The sequence below is a fragment of the Aquimarina algiphila genome (assembly GCF_947494415.1).
In the GTDB taxonomy this organism is placed as follows: domain Bacteria; phylum Bacteroidota; class Bacteroidia; order Flavobacteriales; family Flavobacteriaceae; genus Aquimarina; species Aquimarina algiphila.
Genome location: NZ_CANLVC010000009.1, coordinates 319667 through 341031, shown reverse-complemented (window position 1 = coordinate 341031; position 21365 = coordinate 319667). Strand labels below are relative to the sequence as shown.

Here is a 21365-nt window from a genome sequence, read left to right as displayed (position 1 = left end):
TAACAAAATATTTAAGATGATAAATAATAAAATTATATATAGCATAGTGATGCTACTTATGGGGTTGCAAGTACAAGCTCAGGTAGTGTTGTCTGATAAGAATTATGTGCATACCACGGTTCCTCAAACCGCAGTAACGATTACTGATATGGAGAATGTGAGTTGTGCCAATGCCAATGATGTAGATAACACCATTGAGAGTGTTACCTACTATGATGGCCTGGGGAGACCCATACAGCAACGAGCTATAGCAGCATCACCAGGTGAAAAAGATATTGTCAATCATATGCAGTATGACGCCTATGGTAGACAAGCCAAGCAACATTTACCTTTTGAGGCGAATAATACTATTGGGAGTTATAAAACCGTAGATGTCAATACCGATATCAATGCGTATTATAAAAATACGTATTCAGACGACTTTCCTGGGATTACGACCAATCTGGGAGATGTTAACGCCTATAGTGAAAGTGTGTTTGAGGCTTCTCCATTAAACAGGGTTACAGAACAAGGTGCCCCAGGAAAAGCATGGAAAGCTGATCCCAACAGCGATACCGATCATACGATCAAATTTGACTGGGGTACCAATGTGGTTAATGAAGTAGTGAATTTTACTGTAACCTTTACAGGAGGTGATACCGAAAAACCAGTACTGGTACAAGACAATTATTATGCTACCAATCAATTGTATGTGACCATTACCAAGGATGAGAATTGGATACCCGCAGATGGAGATTTACATACCACCAAAGAATATAAAGACAAACAAGGTAGAGTAATCCTGAAGAGAACCTATGCATCGACACCTTCAGCAACATCAGAAACACATGACACCTATTATGTCTATGATCGCTATGGTAATCTTACCTATGTGATTCCACCAAAAGTGAACACCGCAGATGGAGTAAGTACCACTGAGCTTGCTGAATTGTGTTATCAGTACACCTACGATCACAGAAATCGATTGATAGAAAAGAAAATCCCGGGAAAAGAAAAAGAATATATTATCTATAACACATTAGATCAACCCGTACTTACCCAGGATGCAAGTCTAAGAGCAAAAAGTAGATGGTTGTTCACTAAATATGATGCTTTTGGGAGAGTAATCTATACCGGATTAATAGAAAATGGAAGTACAGTAGCTTTACTACGTAGTAAAGTTAATTCATCTAGCTATCAAGCCTATGAAACCAAAACTATAAGCCCTATTACTATTGCAGGTACACCAGTGTATTATACAAATGATATGTACCCGGTAAGGATGTATAGAATTCTTACCATCAATTATTATGATGATTATACTTTTGATATCGATGGATTAACTCATCCGGGAACTGTATATGGAAAAACGATTGATACCAATATCAAATCTTTACCTACTGGAAGTAAAGTACGGATATTAGATACCAATGATTGGATTACCACACTGACCTATTATGATGATAAAGCAAGACCTATATATGTAGGGAGTAAAAATGAGTATCTAAACACGACGGATATCATAGAGAGCAAATTGGATTTTCCAGGCAGAGTAGAAGAAACAAAAACCACACATACCAAAGGGAGTAATGCAGCTATTGTAACCATTGACAAATTTGACTATGATCATATGGGGAGACTACTAACTCAAACCCAAAAGATCAACACTCAAGATACCGAGCAGATTGTAAGTAATGTCTATGATGCCCTTGGGCAACTGAAACAAAAGGATGTGGGCGGCACTTCGACTCCGCTCAGTGGCAGCAATGGAACCCTGAGCGTAGTCGAAGGGTTACAAACCGTAGACTACACCTACAACATAAGAGGCTGGCTAAAAACCATAAACCAAGGTACAACAGCTAATGGAGATTTGTTTGGTTTTGCTTTAGAGTATAACACCGGGATAAATCCCATATATAACGGTAATATCGCTGCAACATCATGGCAAACAGCTAATGACAATACAATGCGTTGGTATAATTATGAGTATGATGCCTTAAATAGGATTACAAGTGGTATAAGCAATGATGGCAGGTATAACCTGAGTAATATATCTTATGACAAAATGGGAAATATTCTATCCTTAAACCGAACAGGACATCTTAATGAAGCGGCTACTTCTTTTGGAGTGATGGATAATTTAGGATATACCTACGATACAGGAAACAGACTCCTAAAAGTTGCAGATACAGGAAATACCACCTTTGGATTTAAAGACGGTACCAATACTAATGATGATTTTGAGTATGACATTAATGGTAATATGATCATAGATCGTAATAAAGGTATTACAAATATTACCTATAACCATTTGAATCTACCCAAAATAGTTTCTATATCCAATAGCGAAGGAACAGGAAATATTACTTATATTTACGACGCTACTGGAGCAAAAGTAAAGAAAATTACTCCAAGTGGAAGTTCTTTAATAGAAACGGAGTATGCTGGTAACAACATCTATAAAAATGACCAATTACAGTATATGTCTACTCCCGAAGGGTATGCAACACCAGAAGGTGATTCATATCGTTATGTGTACCAGTATAAAGATCACCTTGGTAATATTAGATTATCGTATAAAGATACTGATGGCAATGGTTCAATTACTACTTCTGAGATTATAGAAGAGAATAATTACTATCCATTTGGATTGACTCATAAAGGGTACAATAATGTAATAACATCAACAAATCCAGCACTAAAGAAAACCTATAACGGAAAAGAGTTCCAAGATGAGTTAGGGTTAAATTGGCATGATTATGGCGCTAGAAATTATGATGCAACTATAGGTAGATGGATGAATTTAGACCAATTAGCAGAAATATATCATACAGATACTCCTTATGCCTATGTTTTAAATAACCCTTTAAGTTTTATTGATCCAGATGGAAGGCAAGTGATAGGAGCAACAAAAGATGATGCAAAGAAAGTACATGATGATTTAAACACGGTATTTACAGGAAAACAATTTACTGCATTAAGAGCCTTATTTACAAGAGGCAAAAGGAATAATAAAAAAGCTTTTGATAAAATTGATGGAGATGCTTTAAAGTCTGCTTTGTCAGGTCTGGAAGGAGAGGATTTAGCTTTAGCAGAACTTATTACAGGAGCAATAAATTCTGCTGATGTTCATGAAGTTGAGTTTATTGAAAAAGGAAGTGACCCTTTGACCAGTAACGCGGAATCTAATATACCGTTAGTTCCAGCACTAAAAAAATACTTCGATGGTCTTGGAAAAACACCTCCTGCATCCATATTAGGCTCACAAACGACAAAAACAACGGATGGATCTTATTCTCTAATAATTGAAGATGATAAATCTCCAAGTGACTATTTTGATAGTATTACAAAAAAATATGTTCCAAACCCAGGCGGTAGATCAAATATAACTATTCATGAAGTAATAGGACATGGACGTTCACTTTCTTTAGGAAGAGGAGATACCAATCAACATCAAGATGCCATACGGACTGAAAACCTTGTATTAAGAGTAATAGGTAAAAAGAATATCCAAAGAGACGGAACAGACCACGGACCCAAAACTAAAATTAAAACCCCTAGTGCTAGTCCAGGGTTTAAATAAATATAAGATAATGAAAAACTCAATTTTAAGTTATTTATTTTTAATAGGATTATTAGGTAGTTTAAATGCTCAAAGTAATTCATATGAGAGTATAGCTAAATTAGATTCAATAAACATTAGTAGAGCAGAAAGACTTGCTATTAAAGTACTTGGTGTTGATTATGATGATTTTTCTTATGTGGTTTTTAGTGTAAAGAATAAAATCATGCTGATTAACAAAAATTGTAAAGGATATAGGATTTATTGTTTTGAAGAGGAGTTTGATTTTAAGAATCAAAAAAAAGAATTTATTAAAAAATATTATGACAATTTAGAAGAAACTAGTCTTTTAAAGAAAGTTTTTGATTCAATTGTTTGTAAAGCACCTTTTAGATATTCAACTTTTTACTCAAAAGATTATTCTCATGATACAGATTATATTTATTTTACTAAAATTGAGAAAGGTTTAAAAAAATGTGAATTAAATATCCCTACTATTTATAAGCAAAAAACTAAAGAGAAGGAGAGTGTTTTTGTAGAACAAGATGTTTTCGATTATCTCTTCTCTAAATTAATTAAAGAGTAAAGCCAGCCCTGCTGGGGTATATAGTATGCCCCCCGCTCCCGCTAGCGTCTCGCTAGAGGCCTCAAAGATTGGTTAGCGGTGGTATATAAGTAAAAAACAAGCTGGTTTCAAAAAATGAAACTGGCTTGTTATATTTTGTGTCCATGAGTAGAAACTATAAGTTCCATAATAAGTCTGGATTATACTTTGTTAGCTTCGCTACAGTCTATTGGATAGATGTATTTACAAGAGAAAAATATTTATCAATAATGGCAACAAGTATAGACTATTGTAGGAGAGAAAAAGGAATGGAAGTCTATGCATATTGTTTTATGCCAAGTCATGTGCACTTTGTGTTTCGTTCTACCAATGATGACCCATCAGGACTGATAAGAGATTTTAAAGGATATACCTCTAGAAAGATTATGCAGGCAATAGAAGAAAATCCCGATCGCTCGGATATGATAGCGCGGATTTGCAATCCGTGCCACACACGAATACAAATAAAAAACGGTCACATCATTAGTGATCGTTTTTTATTTAAGAAAGTTCAGTTTCAAAAAATGAAACTATCATGATCTATTATTGTAAGTTATATGTGTTAAGATAGATTACAGATGTCTACAAAATATAAAGCTACGATGCCAGATGTTGGGTATTTTATTACCATAACTACTATAGGTTGGATTGATATATTTACAAGAGTAAGGCAAAAATATGTCCTTATAGATAGTTTACGTTATTGTCAACAACAAAAAGGATTAGAAATTTATGCCTATAGTATTATGCCAAGTCATATACATATGGTTTGTAAAGCAAAAGAAGGGGGTATGTTATCTAATATTATTCGAGATTTTAAAAAGTTTACTTCCAAAAAGATCATTCAGACTATTATAGATTATCCAGAGAGTCGAAGAGAGTGGATGTTAGATTATTTTAAAAATGCATGTGAACATTTGAAGCGAAACCAGCAGTATAAGGTTTGGCAAGATGGATATCATGCGGAGATTGTTAATTCCAATTAGTTTTTAAAACAAAAAATAAATTATGTTCATAATAATCTTGTAGTAGATAAAATTGTAAAGCATCCAGAAGATTATCTATTTAGTTCTGCAAGAAATTATGCAGATTTAGAGAACGAATTAGAAGTTATAGTCTTAAATATGTTCTAGTTTTGTAGAAAGCACGGATTACAAATCCGCGCTATCGCTATTAATAAAAGTAAGTAATGAGAAAAACAACTATTCTAGCATCCTTAATTATTTCAGGGCTATTTATATTGCTAGGAACCTATGATTACTTTAGTAGGAGGAGCATATCTCTGTATTTTGATAATATACAAGATGATTTAGGTTATTCTATTATCCGACCAGCAAAACTTTTTGGCATAATGGCTAGATTTATTGGTAATTATATTTATGATTCAGACTTGTTTTTCGTTTTAGGCCAATTATTAGGATCTGTAATTTATAGTTGTTTGATTTGGGTATTTATAATGCTTTTAAAAGTAGCTTATAAAAAAGTAAAATAGAGAAAACCATTTTGAATTAAATTGTTGAGAAATAACCTTATGAGAAAATTTAGGGGTATAATTATTGTTTCAATAATCATTTTAATTGTGGCAATAATCCCCCGCTGGGTTATAGTATGTGCTAGTTCGAGTTTGCAACTCGGACTTCCATAAGAGTAAGTAAATAAATTATAAGAACCAGTTACAGAAATGTAGTTGGTTTTTCCCTCAATAACAACACCCTTATTAGAATTTATAATAAGGGTATTCAATATTGACATAAAATGTTCAAAATAAAATCTTTAAAATGCGCAAACCGATAATTGAATAGGACGACCATTAATTATTCTTTCGACTCCGCATATGCCAGAACAACAATCACTGTCATCAACACATTTTCGGGCTACGTTTTGACACCCATAGCTTCCTCCATGAATGGATTGTTGGTGCTTTCTTTTAAGAACAGCAACACCCTCTACTTTTAATATATTTTTAATCATTTGATTTGGTTTTATAATGATACGATGAGCTTTGAATTGGTCATTATAAAAAATTCCCTGAAGCAAAAACTCCAGGGAAAAATTATACATTAATCAATATGAAAAAAGCATCGTCCTCCTGAACAGGAACCTGAACAAAATCTCAAACATTGATCTCCATAATATGTCCCTGCTTTAATCGTTTTTTGTTCGTTTTTCTGAAGTGTAGTTACTCCCTCTAAATTTAAAATGTTACTTAGCATAATGATATGGTTTTGATTACCTACTCTATCCTTAAGGTTTTCGGTTGCCCCTTATCAAAATCAATGATACATAGTACATTGATTTTGATATGAAGGTATACACGAAAATGAAGGTATAAAAACGAAGTATCCCTATATTAAACAAAATGATAGTAGAAAAACCCTGCAAATTTTGCAGGGTTTTTCTACTATCATTTTTTGTTTTTAATTACTTTTCATCATAACAAATACCATCAGCTTCCATATTATATACTGTTGTATCAGAAACTCTACTGGTTCCTCCTTTTATTACCTGTAATGATGCTACATTAATTCTAGTAATAGTAAGCTTTTTCAAGCTAATTTTGTTTGTGTTGTGCTTTTTCATGGTATGTGATAAGTTAATTTTCCCTACTCTTTTATGGCTTTTCAGAATCCTCCAGTATAATAAAATGAGAAGGTAATTTTTTTACAAAATTAAAAATAATAAAGCTTCCCTATTTTGTTTAAAATAGGGTGTCTCTATCATACCGTTTCAAAGCTTGTTTCTTGCTTCTGTATATTCTTGATATAATACGATGGATTGATCCCCGTTTTTGCTTTAAAATGTTTAGCAAACGAATAGTCACTTTTGTATCCAATCTCTGTTGCAATAGATTTAATAGAGAATGATCTAAATTTCTTATCGTTCTTAATTCTCATTAACGCGTACTCTATTCGTAAATCATTGATATAGTCATTAAAGTTTTTTTCTTTGTGAATATTTATAATTTTGGATAGATAGGTAGCATTTGTTTTTACTTTTTTTGCCATTGCTCTTAGACTACAATCAGATTTTAAGAAATATTCCTGATCTTCTAATCGGGTTAATCCCTTAAGTACCTCAACCACCTTATCATCATCAATTATAATTTCTTTGGAAGATTCTTTTTTAACATCAATTGCTCCATTAGATTCTAATTGATTAATTTTTTCTAGCAAATCATTAAAAAGTATTTTATTTAATTTCTGTTTTTTAACGTATTTAAAAACAATGAAAATCAAAATCAAAACAAGTAAGGTTACTATTCCAAAGGTGATCTTTTTTATGTTTTCTCCTTTTTCTTTTTCTTTTTTTAAATTTTCTATCTCAGACTTCAATTTTTGAGCATCTTTCTCATAAATGCTATTTAAGGTTTCGTCTTTATCTTTCTGATAGTTTTCAATTAATCGTACATATTCATTATTCCAATACAATGCTTTTTCAAAATCCTTTTTTTCGCCATAACAATTAGCCAGTAATAGATACGATTGAATCACTGGTGGTTTCATTACATCTTTTTCTTCTGCAACATCGGTAGTTTTATGTAGGATCTCAATGGCTTTATCATACAACCCTTTTTCATAATAAGAGCTTGCTAAAAAATAATTGATATTTATCTTGGGGAAAGACTGGTTTGTAATATCATGTTCCAGTAAAATATCTTGCGCATCAAACAGATATTTAAATGACTTATCATATTCTTTCTTATAGTAGAATATCATTCCCTTTTTGATATAGAAATCAACTAAACCTTCTTTATAATCCAGATTTTTACTGACTTCAATTCCTTTTTTTGAAAAGAACAATACAGAATCGTATTGTTCTCGGGCAAGATATATATCACTTACCGTAGTAAGGATATTGACATGGTTATGTGTATTTTTAAATGAGGTTTGATCCAAGGACTTAATCATTCCTGAAGCAATTGTATGAGCTTTATCCAATCGATTCATCCTTCTTAAAACCTGAATAAGTCCAGAGTTGATAACAAACTCCTGATCCAGGTCTTTTGTTTTTTTGGCCATCGACAACCCCTTGTCATAAGCATCTAAAGCTTCTTTATTTTTTCCGCTTAGTAAATACGCATGCCCCTTCTTGGTATGTATATCCCCAATTAGAACATCATTTTTTGTTTTTTCTACCAGCGCTAAAGCTTTATTATAGTACGTTATACTTTTTTCATAATCATCTGCTTTATAAAAAGATTTTCCCTTTAGAATGTATTGTATTGCGATACTATCCTTATCCTGAGCAGAAATACGACCAGAAAACAGTACTAAAAAAAATAACGTAACACTAAGCCTAAAAGCTAAATTTTGTAGAGTAGAAAAAGTCATTCTGATGGATGTGTAATTATCCAAAAGTAAGAATTACTTTTAAATTCAGAGATTATAAGCTAAGACCATGAAGTTTAGCGTAATTCATGACTTACCTCTTTTTACTACTTTTTGCTAAAGGGTTAAAATCGAGACATAGTTCTACCCAATACTCCAAATCTTTATCAAGATCAAAACCATCTGGGGTTATAAAAACAAAACCTTTCATAGGTCTACCTGTAAAATCCATGGGTTGACATCCTTCTTTTTTCATAGCTTCTTCTGTAGCGTCAACTCCTATTCTTGCCATGAGTAAATCCATTTCTTTTTTCTTGCTAAAATGAATTCCACAGCACATTTTATCATCTACCATAAAACACAATCCTCCCATCATCTTCTTTTCATAGACATTGACTTTTTGTTCTCTAAAAATCCGGCGTATTCGATCTGCTAAAAATTCATTATATGCCATAATTACTGAATTGCTTTTAATAAATATTCATTTACAGGACGCATGGTATGCCAATATTCCATAATCTCTTCAAGAAGATTTTCGCTACTAATTAATCCTGAAGCTTCTTCACCTACAAAATAGAATTGTTTATTTGCGATCAGAGGTTCTTTTTTACATGCTTCTTGCCATTCTTTAGGAATACGTTTCATAGTTTCTCCTCTGATCTCTCCAAATTTTTGTACAAAATCGGCATGCTCTAACAGGCTTCTAAATGTTGTTGCATCCTTATTGATTGTAGTTCTTATCTTATGTAACTGCTCCTTAGATGGCCCAAAACATCCACCCATAATCCCTATCATTTCTGGCGAAAAACGTAAAAAAATACCAGGAATACTTTTATCCTTACGCCCTTCTCTCGAGATAAAAGCTGTGTAATGAAGATTATATGGTGATTTGTCTTTAGAAAATCGAATATCCCTATTAATTCGTAACATACAGTCTTTGGGTTGAACCACTATGTTAGTGTCGTATTGTTGGATTTCTTCAATTAATTTTCCAACAAATACTTCGAAGGGTTTTTTTATGCTAGTTTCATATCTTTTTTTGTTTTCGTGAAACCAGTCCTTGTGATTATTCTTTGCCAAATCTTTAAAAAAAGCAACAAAGTCTTCTGTAAAATAATGCATGGTAATAAATTTAAGAGAAAACATAGAGCTTATCGAAGATACTATCTTGACAACTTCGATAAGCTCTAAATAAAATGTATATCAAAATTAACTTAAACTACAAGAGAGTTATTTCATAGAGTGAAAAGCTACTCGATTTCCTTCGGTATCTAGAAAAATAGCCATAAAACCATTTTCTCCTAAAGAGGTTTTAGGCATAAGAATTTTTCCTCCAGCTTTTTCTACTCTAGCCAAAGGTACAGACAGATCATCGCCCCCATTAAGGTATGCAAATGTACCTTCTTGTGAAGGTTTATTACCATTACCATGGGTAACACAACCTCCTACTCCCCCATCTTTGTATGGAAAGAATGCCATTTTAAAATCCATTTCCATAGGCTGTAATTCGGCTTGCAAAAGTTCGTTGTAAAATTTTATTGCTCTTTCAAAATTTGTGCTTGGTATCTCAAACCAGCTAATTGCATTTGACATGATGTATAATTTATTGGTTTCTAATACTTCAAAGGTAAACGATCATATGAATCAAAAAAATTATATTTTTGTAAAAACATAGGTTTCTAAAATGAAGAAAAACGAAGAATTATTTTATCTAATCAAGTCATTAACCAAAAGCGAAAAACGATATTTTAAATTAAGTGCACAAGGAAATGAATCCGCAGAATACCTTCATCTCTTTGATGCTATAGAAGCACAAAAAATCTATGATGAAACAAAAATCAAAACGCTTTTTAAAGATAAAACCTTCGTTCTTCAATTAACAACAATAAAAAACTACCTGAAACAACGCATTTTACAATCTTTGCGAAGCTATCATTCTAGAATTTCAAAAAATGCAGAACTTATGGACATCATACGTAACGTAGAAATTCTGTATCACAAAGGACAATATTCAATCTGCAAAAGTGAATTAAATCGCGCAGAAAAGAAAGCTAAAAACTTTCAACAAGACATGTTGTTATTTCATATAGAAGACTGGAAAAGAAAAGTACACCAAGCCCTATATCCTCAGGATTTCACAACATTAAAAACCATCATAGAAAAACAAAAAGACACTCTTGACTCTACCAATGAGTATATCGATTTATTACTAGCTAATGTAGATCCTGCACAATTCTCATTATCACATAAAAAAAGTGTTTCTCTTCAAAACAAAACACTCAAAACCCTTCATAAATACAGGAAACAGCTCTTGTCTAAACACACAGATAAAGCAAGGCAAACGTTAGAAAACTTAATCAAAGAATGGGAACAGAGCCCAGAATTACTAAAGGAATATTTTGCCATGTATTTCTCTGTTAATAATAATCTTCTTGGTTTTCTGGTGTTTAATAAACAATATAAAGAAGCATTTGTGAGAATTCTTCTTTTAAAACAAAAAGCCCAAACAATAACTACCATCTCTGCAGCTATAATAAAAGAAACATTGCGACTCTACAATATCGAACTCGAGATCCATAGAAATCTAAAAGACCTACACACCACTCATGAAGTAATTAATGAAATTCAGACCTTCATCAACACACATAAGACTCTGGTCCCTAACAACTATTGGCTTTCATTTCGTTTTCAGTTTGCTAATATCTACTTCCTAAAAGAAGATTACAAAAAAGCACTGCAATGGATCAATGATATCCTGAATCATCAAACAAAAAAAGATCGCAAAGATTTAATCACACATGCGTATTGGCTCAACCTTCTTGTACATTATGAATTAGGCAATGGATTTACATTACGCTACCTAATTGATTCTATGAAAAAACAATTAAGAAAACAAAAAAACATAGTTTTCTATGAAAAAACTATCTTAAAATTTTTATCAAAAACTGTTGAATATGATGCTATAGAAAAAAGAAAAGCTTTTATTGATCTTAATGACCAACTCGAAGAGTATCCTATCCCTGATCATATTTTGGGGTATGTAGATTTTACAGAATGGATATTTAAAAAATGCTAAATAGCTTTCTTTCTTGCACTACAATGCTATACTACACAATATAAATACCGGAAAGTAAGCAGCGTAACACAAATTTTGGCAAATCTTTCTCAAAACCTATTTCACACCCAATAAATGGTAGCTCTATCCATACTTGTGTTTAACTTGAGACTGTATCATTATATAATTTAAAGCAGCTCCAGATAATTTTAAAACATCCAAAATTTCCTATTTCGATTATGTAGTTCTCCTTATCATATTTTATTAATGCAACTATGTCGCAATAAAGTAATAATTATTATCTTTGACAAAAAAAACCCAATGATAGATAACAATAATTTTGATGTAATTATTATTGGCGGAAGTTACGCAGGACTTTCTGCCGCCATGGCTCTAGGTAGATCTCTTAGAACCGTTTTGATCATAGATAGCGGAAAACCTTGCAATCGACAAACGCCTCATTCTCATAATTTTATCACTCAAGACGGAAAAAAACCCTCAGAAATCGCTTCGATTGCAAAGAAGCAAGTGCTACAATACAATACGGTATCATTTTTTGCAGATCTTGCCACTACTGCAAAAAAAACCAATAACAGCTTCGAAATTGAAACCCAGTCGGGAGCGTTATTCCTTTCCAAAAAAATAATATTTGCCACAGGGTTACGAGATATCATGCCAAATATTGAAGGTTTTGCAGCATGTTGGGGAATATCGGTTATACATTGTCCGTATTGCCATGGCTACGAGGTTAGAAACCAAAAAACCGGTATTTTAGCAAATGGTGATATGGCTTTTCATTATGCTCAGCTAATATCCAACTGGACAAAAGAACTAATACTCTTTACCAACGGCAAATCAACACTTACAAACGAGCAAACAGAAAAAATTAAGAAAAATAATATTGAAATTATTGAAAAAGAGGTTGATGCTATAGTGCATGAAAATGGAAAATTACAACACATTACTTTTCATGATCAATCAAAAACTGTTGTCGAAGCGATTTACTCCGGACCACAATTCGAGCAACATTGTGATATCCCTGAAAAACTTGGGTGTCAATTAACAGAAGAAGGTTTAATCAAAATAGACACTTCTCACCAGACTACCGTCGAAGGTGTCTATGCATGCGGTGATAATTCTAATAAAAGAACGGTTTCACTTGCAGTTTCTTCTGGTACTCTAACAGGAGTACATATAAACAACTATTTGATTCAAGAGGAATTTTAATACGTAGAACTATCTAAATAATTCTTAACAATAAAAAAAGAGGATAGGTTACATGTAACCTATCCTCTTTTACACTTAAACTAAGGGGTATATGTAGTTTGAGCTTTATCTCGAAGAGAAAAGTATTTTCTATGAAAAATAAATATAGATTCCTATGACAATTACACAGATTAATCCTCCTACTATTTTCACATTCTTCCAGGGAGTAATGTCGACTTCTTTAGTGTATTGTTGTTCATAAGGCACTTCTCTTGGGAAGAGTTTTCCTATAATAAGCATGATAATAATATTTAATACAAAAAGAATAGCCATAACATGTAAGAAATGAGGAAACTGATCTTTCATAACTGTGCTATCCAATACCACATAAATCAAATATAGTATTGCACCCGAAACAATGGCAATTTTTGCAGCAATAGCAGGTACATTTTTGGTTAAATACCCTACTACAATAATAGTTAGGATCGGAATACTATAACATCCATTTACTTGTTGCAGATATCCAAATAACCCATCAGGAGCATTTGCAATAAACGGAGCTATAAACATCGCCAACAGCGCCAATACCACTCCAAATAATTTACCGGCCTTCACCACTTGTCGCTCAGAAGCTTCTTTATTGATATATTCTTTGTAGATATCAATTCCGAATAAAGTAACAGAACTATTTAGAGCACTATTAAATGAACTTAGTATTGCTCCAAAAAGAACAGCCGCAAAAAAGCCTACCAGGGACAAAGGCAATACTTTACTTACCAGAGTTGGATATGCTTCATCGGCATTAGTAAGCGTATCCCCAAACATATGAAACGCAATTACACCGGGAAGCACTACAATTAAAGGACCTAAAATCTTAATAAAAGATGCTAATATCAATCCCTTTTGCCCTTCTTTTAGGTTTTTTGCTCCCAGTGCTCTCTGAATGATTGCTTGGTTCGTTCCCCAATAAAACAATTGTACCAGCATCATCCCGGTAAAGATCGTTGCAAAGGGTACAGAAGCTTCACCAGAACCTAAAGAATTAAATTTCTCGGGGTTATCATTCAGCAATGTCGTTAATCCTCCAGTAAGACTTCCATCTCCTATATGAAGTAATCCAAAAATGGGAATCATAATTCCTCCTATCAATAATCCAACTGCGTTAATCGTATCAGAAACAGCAACAGCTTTAAGACCTCCGAAAATAGCATAGATTGAACCTGTAATTCCAATTCCAAAAACACAAATCCAAATTGACATAGTTTTAGACACTCCTAATAATTCGGGAACATCGAACATAGTACTAATAGCTAAGGATCCAGAATACAAAACAATAGGCAGAAACACAACTACATAACCTGTAAGAAACAATCCTGATGCTATTGCTTTGGTGGTAGTATCATATCGTCTTTCTAAAAACTGAGGAACCGTAGTAATTCCTCCTTTAAGATATCTAGGCAATAAAAATATAGCAGTAACTACCATTGCAATAGCCGCTAGAGTTTCCCAAGCCATTACCAAAATCCCCTCGGTAAATGCTTGTCCGTTAAGCCCGACAATTTGTTCGGTAGAAAGATTAGTAAGTAATAAAGAACCTGCGATTACAACGCCTGTAAGACTTCTACCTCCCAAAAAATATCCATCTGATGTGTTTTCATCTGTTTTTCTGGTTGCTATGTAAGAAATAATACCAACAAGTAATGTAAATCCTAAAAAGGAAAGTATGCCCATGATTTATGCGTTTTTAATTTTTTAAATATATTAGGATTTTTTTAATTCACCATTTACAAATTTTCCTTAAGATGTTAATTTAAAAAGCTTATTGTATAAACCTTCTATTTATTACATCATGAGATAAGTAATTGCTCCTTGGTTTCATCTTCCTACCTTCATAAGCACGAAAACTCAGTTTTGTTTACTAAAAAAATGTTAATTTTTCATAAAAAGGTAATAACTCAAAACTTTTGCGGTTATTTAACACATAATTTAATAACTACAAACTCAACAAAATGAAAAATTGTAAATCGATGCTATTGCTAGCTACAGCGATAGCTATGGTCGCATGTTCGGACAACGAACCAATCTCAGAACTAGAATCCTTACAACCAGAAGTTTTAAAATTTGACGGAGCAGAAAAGGCTTTTGCAGATCAATCAGGAACTATCGAAGAAGGGTTTTTTCAAGGATTGGCTGTTACTTATGAAAAAATTAACGGTCAAAATATCCTGGAAGGAGATATTGTAATGCCCGAAAATCAAATCTTTAAAAGTGCAACCAATATTGTTCTTGAAGAAGGACAAGATCCAAATCAAGCAAAAAGTGTAGGGAGAACCGGAGGAAGATGGCCAAACAATACGGTATATTACACTATTGCCAGTGACCTTCCGAATCAAGCGAGAGTCACTAATGCAATCGCAAGCTGGGAAAACAACACTAATCTTAGGTTTGTTAGAAGAACAAATCAAAGAAATTATATCTATTTCAGATCTGGAGGAGGATGTTCTTCTAGTGTAGGAATGGTAGGTGGAAGACAAAATATTACTCTTGCCAATGGGTGTAGTACGGGAAATACTATTCATGAAATTGGTCATGCTGTAGGTCTTTGGCACGAACAAAGTAGAGCTGATAGAAATCAATATATCACTATCAACTTTCAAAATATCCAATCTGGAAAAGAGTTTAATTTTAGAACTTATGCTGAGCAAGGAAGAGATGGTGATGAATACACAAGTTCATTAGATTTTGGATCTATAATGATGTATGGTCCTACATCTTTCTCTAAAAATGGACAACCAACAATTACTAAAAAAGATGGTAGCTCTTATTCTGTGCAAAGAAATGCATTGTCTTCTGCAGATTTGCAAGGGATAAGTCAAATGTACCCATCTAGTACAGGCGGCGGCGGAGAGCCAACATATGCAAATGGACAATATTATACTGTAAACGGCTTAAGAGTATATCGTTATAATGATAAGTGGTACTACTATACTTCTAGTAACGGCTGGAGAGAAGTTGTATATAGAAACGGGGCATGGTACTACGCTTAAGGATTAAAAGCTAGAATCATAACTCTATTAAAAGTATATATTTAGACCTTGGATATTAATCTATCCGAGGTCTTTTTTTTGGTCACAGTAATAAATACCTTATTTTTGAGTCCTTACTTAAAAACGTAGAATGAAACGATTTCTTTTTATAGGAATATTACTAATTTGTATTGGATGTCAAAGCGAAAATACCGCAAATACCCAAGAAGAAAAACCCGTTGCTCAACTGGACAGTCTTTCTAAAGAAAAAATCAAATTAGAGCCTTTAAAGCTTTCTCCTCAAGCAGAAAAAAGTCTTGAGAACTTTGAGGATTTCCAAAACTTAAGAAATTTTGTAACATCTCTACGTAATGGAAATTCGTTTTATATTAATAAACACGCAGACAGTATAAATGTATTAATAGGTACATTTAAAGAAAATCTCTCTGAAGATTTAAATGTAAATACCATCAACTCTCGTATTGGTGTGCTTGCTACAGAATCTGGTTTATTAAGATTACTTACTGAAAAGAAAAATCCCGATTCAGAAAAAATAATGGAGGCTAATACCAGGTTGATTAAGGCCTATAATAGTTTAATTATTCAGCTTAATGAATTGTCATTAGCAATTCCTGAAAATATCGAAAAAGAACTTCTTAAAAAATTAGACTTAGAAGAGGAAGAATAAACAAAACATTATCCCTATGCAAAAACTAACATTGTTTCTCTTACTATTAACATATAGTTTCTCTTCTGCCCAACAGAAAACAGAAATCAACAACATATTAGAACAATGGCATAAAGCCGCAGCAGATGCCAATTTTGATGCCTATTTTGGCTTAATGACTAAAGACGCAATTTTTATAGGAACTGATCCTACAGAAAATTGGACTAATGCAGACTTTAAAGCATTTTCTAAACCTTATTTTGACAAAGGAAAAGCATGGAGTTTTTCAACCCTCGAAAGAAATATTTTTGTTGAAAATGATATGTCCATTGCCTGGTTTGATGAATTATTAGATACTCAAATGGGGATTTGCCGTGGAAGTGGTGTAGTTCAAAAAACTAACCAAGGTTGGAAAATAAAACATTATGTTTTGTCGATTGCAATTCCGAATGAAAATGTAAAAGAGATCACTGAGCTTAAAAAAACATTTGACACTGATTTAATGAAAAAACTAAGAGCTAAAAGTAATTAGATTAGCCATTCTTTAAACGCTGTTAAATTTGAAAAACAATTTTCTGCTCCGTTTTCAATGAGTCTTACTTTGTTTTTATCTCCGATCCCTACAAAATCAAGTGATAGGTTTTGAGCTGTTTTTAGATCCCAAAGGCCATCACCAACAGAGATAATAGTATCAAATTGTTCTTTGCTATAAAAAGTTTTTGCTCGCTCTATCGCATCCATCACAAAACCTTCTCTGGATTCATGTGTTTTTGAAGTAGCTAATAAAGATGTATCATACCATATACCACACTGATCTAGTTTCATAATTGCTGGTTTTGGCAAAGCTCCTGTAGCAAAACAAAATGGAATTTCATTATCTCTGAAAAACTGAATTAATGTCATGGCTCCTTCAATTTCATGAACTGGATCAAACCTCTTCATTTGATCTATCAGATGCTCTTCAAAATCTCCTAATAAGCTTTTGGGAGGTTTTTTTCTAAAATTACGCTCATAGTTATATCGTAAAGCATAACTATCAGTATGATGTTTATAATTATTATAATCTGTATCGATATCAGAAATTCCCAAAGCCATTAATGATTTGGTAACCGAAATTAGATACATAGGAACACTATCTGTAAGCGTACCATCTATGTCGAATATGAATAATGTATTTTTCAGAAAACAAATATTAGGTTAAACCCTTCTCTATAGCAAGTCTAGAGTAAAGGTTATTTTTATTAAAGTGTATATTTTACAGATAGAATAAAATTTCGCCCTGCTCCCGCAATACCAGAAGAATAAGGTCGATATCTTTGATCTGTTATATTTTCTACGGATAATATCCCTTGTATATTTTTACTTACTTGATATTGCGTTCTAAGGTTAAGCGTATACCAGGAAGGTGAATATGGGTTTCCGTTCTCGTCCTTGGCATATAAGAAATCATTATTTTGCTGAGAAGGTGCCAAATCTTCAAAACTAAATTTACCATTATACACTGCAAATGCATCAATAGTTATCTTAGGTAACGCATAACTAACTCGGGTAGTCCCGAATTGAGGAGAAACATGTCTAGATGGGGCTATTGTACCGTCATCTGATTCTTCTTCTCCGCCGACAAAGGTATATTTTGATGTTAATTTAAAACTCTCAAGAAATTTATATTCTAAGCCCGCTTCAAAACCATATACTCTGGCATTTGCCGCATTTTGAATTGCCTGTACTGTACTAAGCTCTCCTCCAAACTCAATCTCTGTTACTCCATTAAGGTTAAAATCTCTTCGAATCAACGCATCATCTAATAAGGTATAATACGTGGCTAAATCTAAAGATAAATTTTTATCCAAATTTAATCGTACTCCCAGTTCACCGTTATATGCGTATTCGGGTTTTATATCTGGATTAGGCACTACTACAGATCCAGGTTCTGAATCAAAAATCTTACCTACATCATCAATATTAGGTGCTCTAAAAGCAGTAGAGAAATTAAGTTTCCAATGTATAAAATCGTTAGGGAACCAACTTAATCCAGCAGTTCCTGTAACTGCTTCTGTATCAATATTGGCCTCGGTAAAAGGAAAATCAAAAAAGGTATCATCAAATTCTGAATACAGGATAATTCGATTATATCGTAATCCTCCTTGAAATCTTAATTTTTCACTGAATTTATGCTTTATACTTGCGTATGCTGCAATAGATTGCCAAGTAGAGCCATCAGGATAGCGTGAGGGAGCATCTGATAATACATTAGTTTCAACATTTCGTTCAAAACCGTCAGAATATACCTGATTTAATACATATTCTAACCCATAATACAATGCTGTCTTTTTATTAAAGTTTTTTTCAAAATCCCAATTTAAAGAGTATGCATCTACCTGCTCTTTGGTTCTCGATAAAATTGTACTACCAAAATCACGATCATTTCTACTCTCTTCAAAATATTGATACGCTCCTGTAATTCTCATTTTATCAAACAACTTACTCTCAGATTTATGTGAAACCTGCACATTACCCATAAACCATTTTTGAGGTCCATAAAACCATTCTGCTGATCTTAAATTACCATCACTTCTTCTAATCAAACGATCGTATCTCGGAAAATCTGAAGTTTCTGTATAAATAAAACTTGCATCAAACTCCCATTTATCAGTGGGAACAAATCGTACTTTCTGTAATACATTGAATTGATCATATCCTGTAAAAACTTGTTTTTTCGGATCATCATTTTGAATAACGATATCTGTTCCGTCGAATGTTTCTACATATTCGTTTCTCAAATAATCATCAGGACCATGGCTTCCCATTTTAAGATCATCAAAATCTGTATAACTGGCACTAGTTAAAAAGGCCCATTTCTCCAAGCCAATATTAAAGTCCATATGTCCCGTTCTTTCATTGCTTGCACTTGCATATCTTACTAATGCATTACCGCTAACTTTGTTTTTACCGCTTATTGCAAATTTGGGTTGCTTCGTATAAAAATTAAGTACACCTCCTACTGCATCACTTCCGTAAACTACCGAACCGGGACCAAGAATCACTTCTGTTCTTTCTACAGAAAAAGGATCCACAGAGATCACATTTTGTAGATTCCCTCCTCTGAAAATCGCAGTATTCATTCGCACTCCATCTACCGCTAATAATAATCGATTGGTAGAAAAACCTCTAATGATTGGGCTACCTCCTCCTAATTGACTTTTCTGAATAAATACTTGACCACTATTCTGTAAAAGATCCGCAGAGGTCTGAGGAGTAGATAAGGCAATATCATTAGAAGAAATACTTACTATTTTTTGAGTAACATCTTTTTGTTCCTGTTCCCATTTTGATACTGATATAACAACTTCAGAAAGTTGATTTTCATCAGGTTTTAAGTAAACAATATTTGATCTTAATATTTTCGATTTTACAAGGCTAGTTTTTAAATGGGATATATGTGCAAAATATAATATCTCTGTATCAGAAAATATAGAAATATCAGCAACGCCATCAAAATCTGTTACTGCGCTTTTTGATTTAATTTTATTATAAATTTCAACATTAGGAATAGCTTGGTTATTAGTAGAACTGTATACTGTTATCTTTTGTGCAACACTAGGTATCACAAAAAAAACAGTTAACAAAAAAGACACAAATAACTTCATTATTCTAATTAAAAATTTCGTTCAAAACCGAAAGTGATTTTGGTTTCTTAAAACCGTGCAAATGTAGCTCAAAATATACTAATAGCATAGCTAGAATATCACTTCTTATACTCCTTGAGAGTCTAATATTCATACTTGCCTCAAATGTTGTGCCTAAAAATTGTTTGAATTGTGCTATATGATTTCCTTTTACACAATACACATTACTGCTAGTCGTCTGAAAAAAACCTTCCTGCATATTAAAATACTCAGACTCTATCCCTGATGTATCTGGGTAAAATCCAAGATATTGAGTAAGCTTAATTAGAAATGTAATATGATAATTTCCAATTGTATCATGCTCGTCCAACCAAATAAATGCAGTCTCGAGATAATCGAACAGATCAATATTAGTTTCTTCTTCCTGAATAGAATTCTTTAGTATTTCTGAAATAAAAAAGACCAATGCACTTTTTACATAATCTGTATGTAATGTTTTATACATAGTATGAAGCTTAGCTTCTTTAATACGTTCTAAAGAACCTTTATCTTTATGAAATGCTTCTATTTCTAATATGGTAAGCGGTTGAAATAAAGATGACCTAATTTTACCTCGTTTTGATTTTAGAATTCTTTTTAATAAATAAGAACGTAATCCACTTGTCTTAGTAAACAATGTAACTATTAAATCTGCTTCTCCATATCGTAAGGAGTGTATAACTATTGCTGGAGAATGGACAATCATAATCGGGTAAAAATAACTTTAAAAAAAGAAGATTATCCTTTAAATCAAGGAATAATTCAATACCAATTGTTTTATAACAATTCCTTTTTCATTTTACACCTATCAAGCGAATCTTTTGCCCGATTAACTGTATTCTTATCTAAAGTGTTTAATGCACATTTTTTGTAAAAGTCCATTGCTTTATCTAATTTACCTTGTTGCTCGTACATAATAGCATATTCATTATAGATTGTGGCTTTAACGATACCAGGTATATTCATTGCTGTATCCAAAAGTTCTTTAAGCTCATCCCATTTCCCTAATGTAGATAACAAAACAGCATAATTATAATAGACGCTTGGATACATAGGAGATTTTTCTAAGCATAGTTTATATAATGTCTCCCCTTTATCAAACTCCTTAAATTTTACCTCATACAGATATCCCAGATGATTATATGCTTTACCAAAGCCAGGATCTATGTCAATAATCTTTTCTAATTTGTTGGTAGCATCATCATACAACCCATTTTTGATATCATCATTGGCCAAATGTAACATTTCTTCAAGTTTAGTAAGGTGATCCATA

At 32.8% G+C, this 21365-nt stretch carries 20 protein-coding genes and 2 pseudogenes; 10 read left to right on the top strand and 12 right to left on the bottom strand.

All coding sequences use genetic code 11. The features are described from left to right. Nucleotides 1–16: 16 nt before the first annotated feature. The 5 genes and pseudogenes from PQF96_RS22950 to PQF96_RS22930 all read left to right on the top strand — a co-directional run bounded on the left by PQF96_RS22950 (nt 17) and on the right by PQF96_RS22930 (nt 5637). Nucleotides 17–3562: a DUF6443 domain-containing protein gene (locus tag PQF96_RS22950; protein WP_271768684.1), complete on the top strand. Its 3546-nt coding sequence runs from the start codon at nt 17–19 to the stop codon at nt 3560–3562. Between the two features lie 10 nt (nt 3563–3572). After that, nucleotides 3573–4127, top strand: coding sequence for a hypothetical protein (locus tag PQF96_RS22945; protein ID WP_271768682.1), 555 nt, complete (start codon nt 3573–3575; stop codon nt 4125–4127). Between the two features lie 143 nt (nt 4128–4270). Further along, a pseudogene (locus tag PQF96_RS22940) lies at nt 4271–4564 on the top strand (transposase); the annotation flags it as partial. Nucleotides 4565–4723: 159 nt separating this feature from the next. After that, nucleotides 4724–5278: pseudogene (locus PQF96_RS22935) on the top strand (REP-associated tyrosine transposase). A gap of 56 nt (nt 5279–5334) precedes the next feature. Then, nucleotides 5335–5637, top strand: coding sequence for a hypothetical protein (locus PQF96_RS22930; protein ID WP_271768680.1), 303 nt, complete (start codon nt 5335–5337; stop codon nt 5635–5637). 281 nt (nt 5638–5918) lie between these two features. On the opposite strand, the gene PQF96_RS22925 is transcribed toward PQF96_RS22930, so the two are convergent. The 7 genes from PQF96_RS22925 to PQF96_RS22895 form a co-directional block, all read right to left on the bottom strand. Further along, the gene (locus PQF96_RS22925) at nt 5919–6116 is read right to left on the bottom strand and encodes a hypothetical protein (RefSeq protein WP_271768677.1); all 198 of its coding nucleotides are present in this window, start codon (nt 6114–6116) and stop codon (nt 5919–5921) included. 89 nt (nt 6117–6205) lie between these two features. Continuing rightward, a complete protein-coding gene (locus PQF96_RS22920) occupies nt 6206–6358 on the bottom strand; it encodes a hypothetical protein (protein WP_271768675.1) in 153 nt (50 codons plus the stop codon). Nucleotides 6359–6566: 208 nt separating this feature from the next. Then, nucleotides 6567–6725, bottom strand: a complete 159-nt coding sequence (locus PQF96_RS22915; RefSeq protein ID WP_255412220.1) for a class I lanthipeptide — start codon at nt 6723–6725, stop codon at nt 6567–6569. 137 nt (nt 6726–6862) lie between these two features. Continuing rightward, a complete protein-coding gene (locus tag PQF96_RS22910) occupies nt 6863–8476 on the bottom strand; it encodes a tetratricopeptide repeat protein (protein ID WP_271768672.1) in 1614 nt (537 codons plus the stop codon). Nucleotides 8477–8567: 91 nt separating this feature from the next. Then, nucleotides 8568–8927, bottom strand: coding sequence for a TfoX/Sxy family protein (locus tag PQF96_RS22905; protein ID WP_271768669.1), 360 nt, complete (start codon nt 8925–8927; stop codon nt 8568–8570). Between the two features lie 2 nt (nt 8928–8929). After that, entirely contained in the window at nt 8930–9595 is a 666-nt protein-coding gene (locus tag PQF96_RS22900) for a DUF2461 domain-containing protein (RefSeq protein ID WP_271768667.1), read from the bottom strand. A 108-nt stretch (nt 9596–9703) separates the two neighbouring features. Beyond that, on the bottom strand, nt 9704–10066 hold the full coding sequence (locus tag PQF96_RS22895; protein WP_109435951.1) for a VOC family protein: 363 nt from the start codon (nt 10064–10066) through the stop codon (nt 9704–9706). A gap of 91 nt (nt 10067–10157) precedes the next feature. Here PQF96_RS22895 and PQF96_RS22890 point away from each other — a divergent pair, with 91 nt between their 5' ends. Together PQF96_RS22890 and PQF96_RS22885 are read left to right on the top strand one after the other, a co-directional pair. Beyond that, nucleotides 10158–11549: a hypothetical protein gene (locus PQF96_RS22890; protein ID WP_271768665.1), complete on the top strand. Its 1392-nt coding sequence runs from the start codon at nt 10158–10160 to the stop codon at nt 11547–11549. Nucleotides 11550–11849: 300 nt separating this feature from the next. After that, complete coding sequence (locus PQF96_RS22885) at nt 11850–12755, top strand: NAD(P)/FAD-dependent oxidoreductase (RefSeq protein WP_271768663.1); 906 nt, start codon at nt 11850–11852, stop codon at nt 12753–12755. A 129-nt stretch (nt 12756–12884) separates the two neighbouring features. Here PQF96_RS22885 and PQF96_RS22880 read toward each other — a convergent pair whose 3' ends face one another. After that, a complete protein-coding gene (locus PQF96_RS22880) occupies nt 12885–14465 on the bottom strand; it encodes a solute:sodium symporter family transporter (protein ID WP_109435954.1) in 1581 nt (526 codons plus the stop codon). A gap of 278 nt (nt 14466–14743) precedes the next feature. On the opposite strand from PQF96_RS22880, the gene PQF96_RS22875 reads away from it, so the two are divergent. From PQF96_RS22875 to PQF96_RS22865, 3 genes are all read left to right on the top strand, one after another. Next, nucleotides 14744–15781 carry a M12 family metallopeptidase gene (locus tag PQF96_RS22875; RefSeq protein WP_109435955.1) on the top strand — a complete coding sequence of 346 codons (1038 nt, stop codon included), beginning with the start codon at nt 14744–14746 and terminating at the stop codon, nt 15779–15781. Nucleotides 15782–15911: 130 nt separating this feature from the next. Next, on the top strand, nt 15912–16448 hold the full coding sequence (locus PQF96_RS22870) for a hypothetical protein (protein WP_109435956.1): 537 nt from the start codon (nt 15912–15914) through the stop codon (nt 16446–16448). Nucleotides 16449–16464: 16 nt separating this feature from the next. Then, complete coding sequence (locus PQF96_RS22865; RefSeq protein ID WP_271768660.1) at nt 16465–16959, top strand: nuclear transport factor 2 family protein; 495 nt, start codon at nt 16465–16467, stop codon at nt 16957–16959. Here the strand turns inward: PQF96_RS22865 and PQF96_RS22860 are convergent. From PQF96_RS22860 to PQF96_RS22845, 4 genes are all read right to left on the bottom strand, one after another. Then, a complete protein-coding gene (locus PQF96_RS22860) occupies nt 16956–17591 on the bottom strand; it encodes an HAD family hydrolase (protein WP_333968225.1) in 636 nt (211 codons plus the stop codon). The two genes, PQF96_RS22865 and PQF96_RS22860, sit on opposite strands and share 4 nt — an antisense overlap. A 77-nt stretch (nt 17592–17668) precedes the next feature. Beyond that, nucleotides 17669–20035: a TonB-dependent receptor plug domain-containing protein gene (locus PQF96_RS22855; RefSeq protein WP_333968208.1), complete on the bottom strand. Its 2367-nt coding sequence runs from the start codon at nt 20033–20035 to the stop codon at nt 17669–17671. Between the two features lie 43 nt (nt 20036–20078). After that, the gene (gene recO, locus PQF96_RS22850; RefSeq protein ID WP_109435960.1) at nt 20079–20798 is read right to left on the bottom strand and encodes a DNA repair protein RecO; all 720 of its coding nucleotides are present in this window, start codon (nt 20796–20798) and stop codon (nt 20079–20081) included. A gap of 71 nt (nt 20799–20869) precedes the next feature. Continuing rightward, entirely contained in the window at nt 20870–21364 is a 495-nt protein-coding gene (locus PQF96_RS22845; protein WP_109435961.1) for a tetratricopeptide repeat protein, read from the bottom strand. Between the last annotated feature and the right edge of the window lies 1 nt (nt 21365).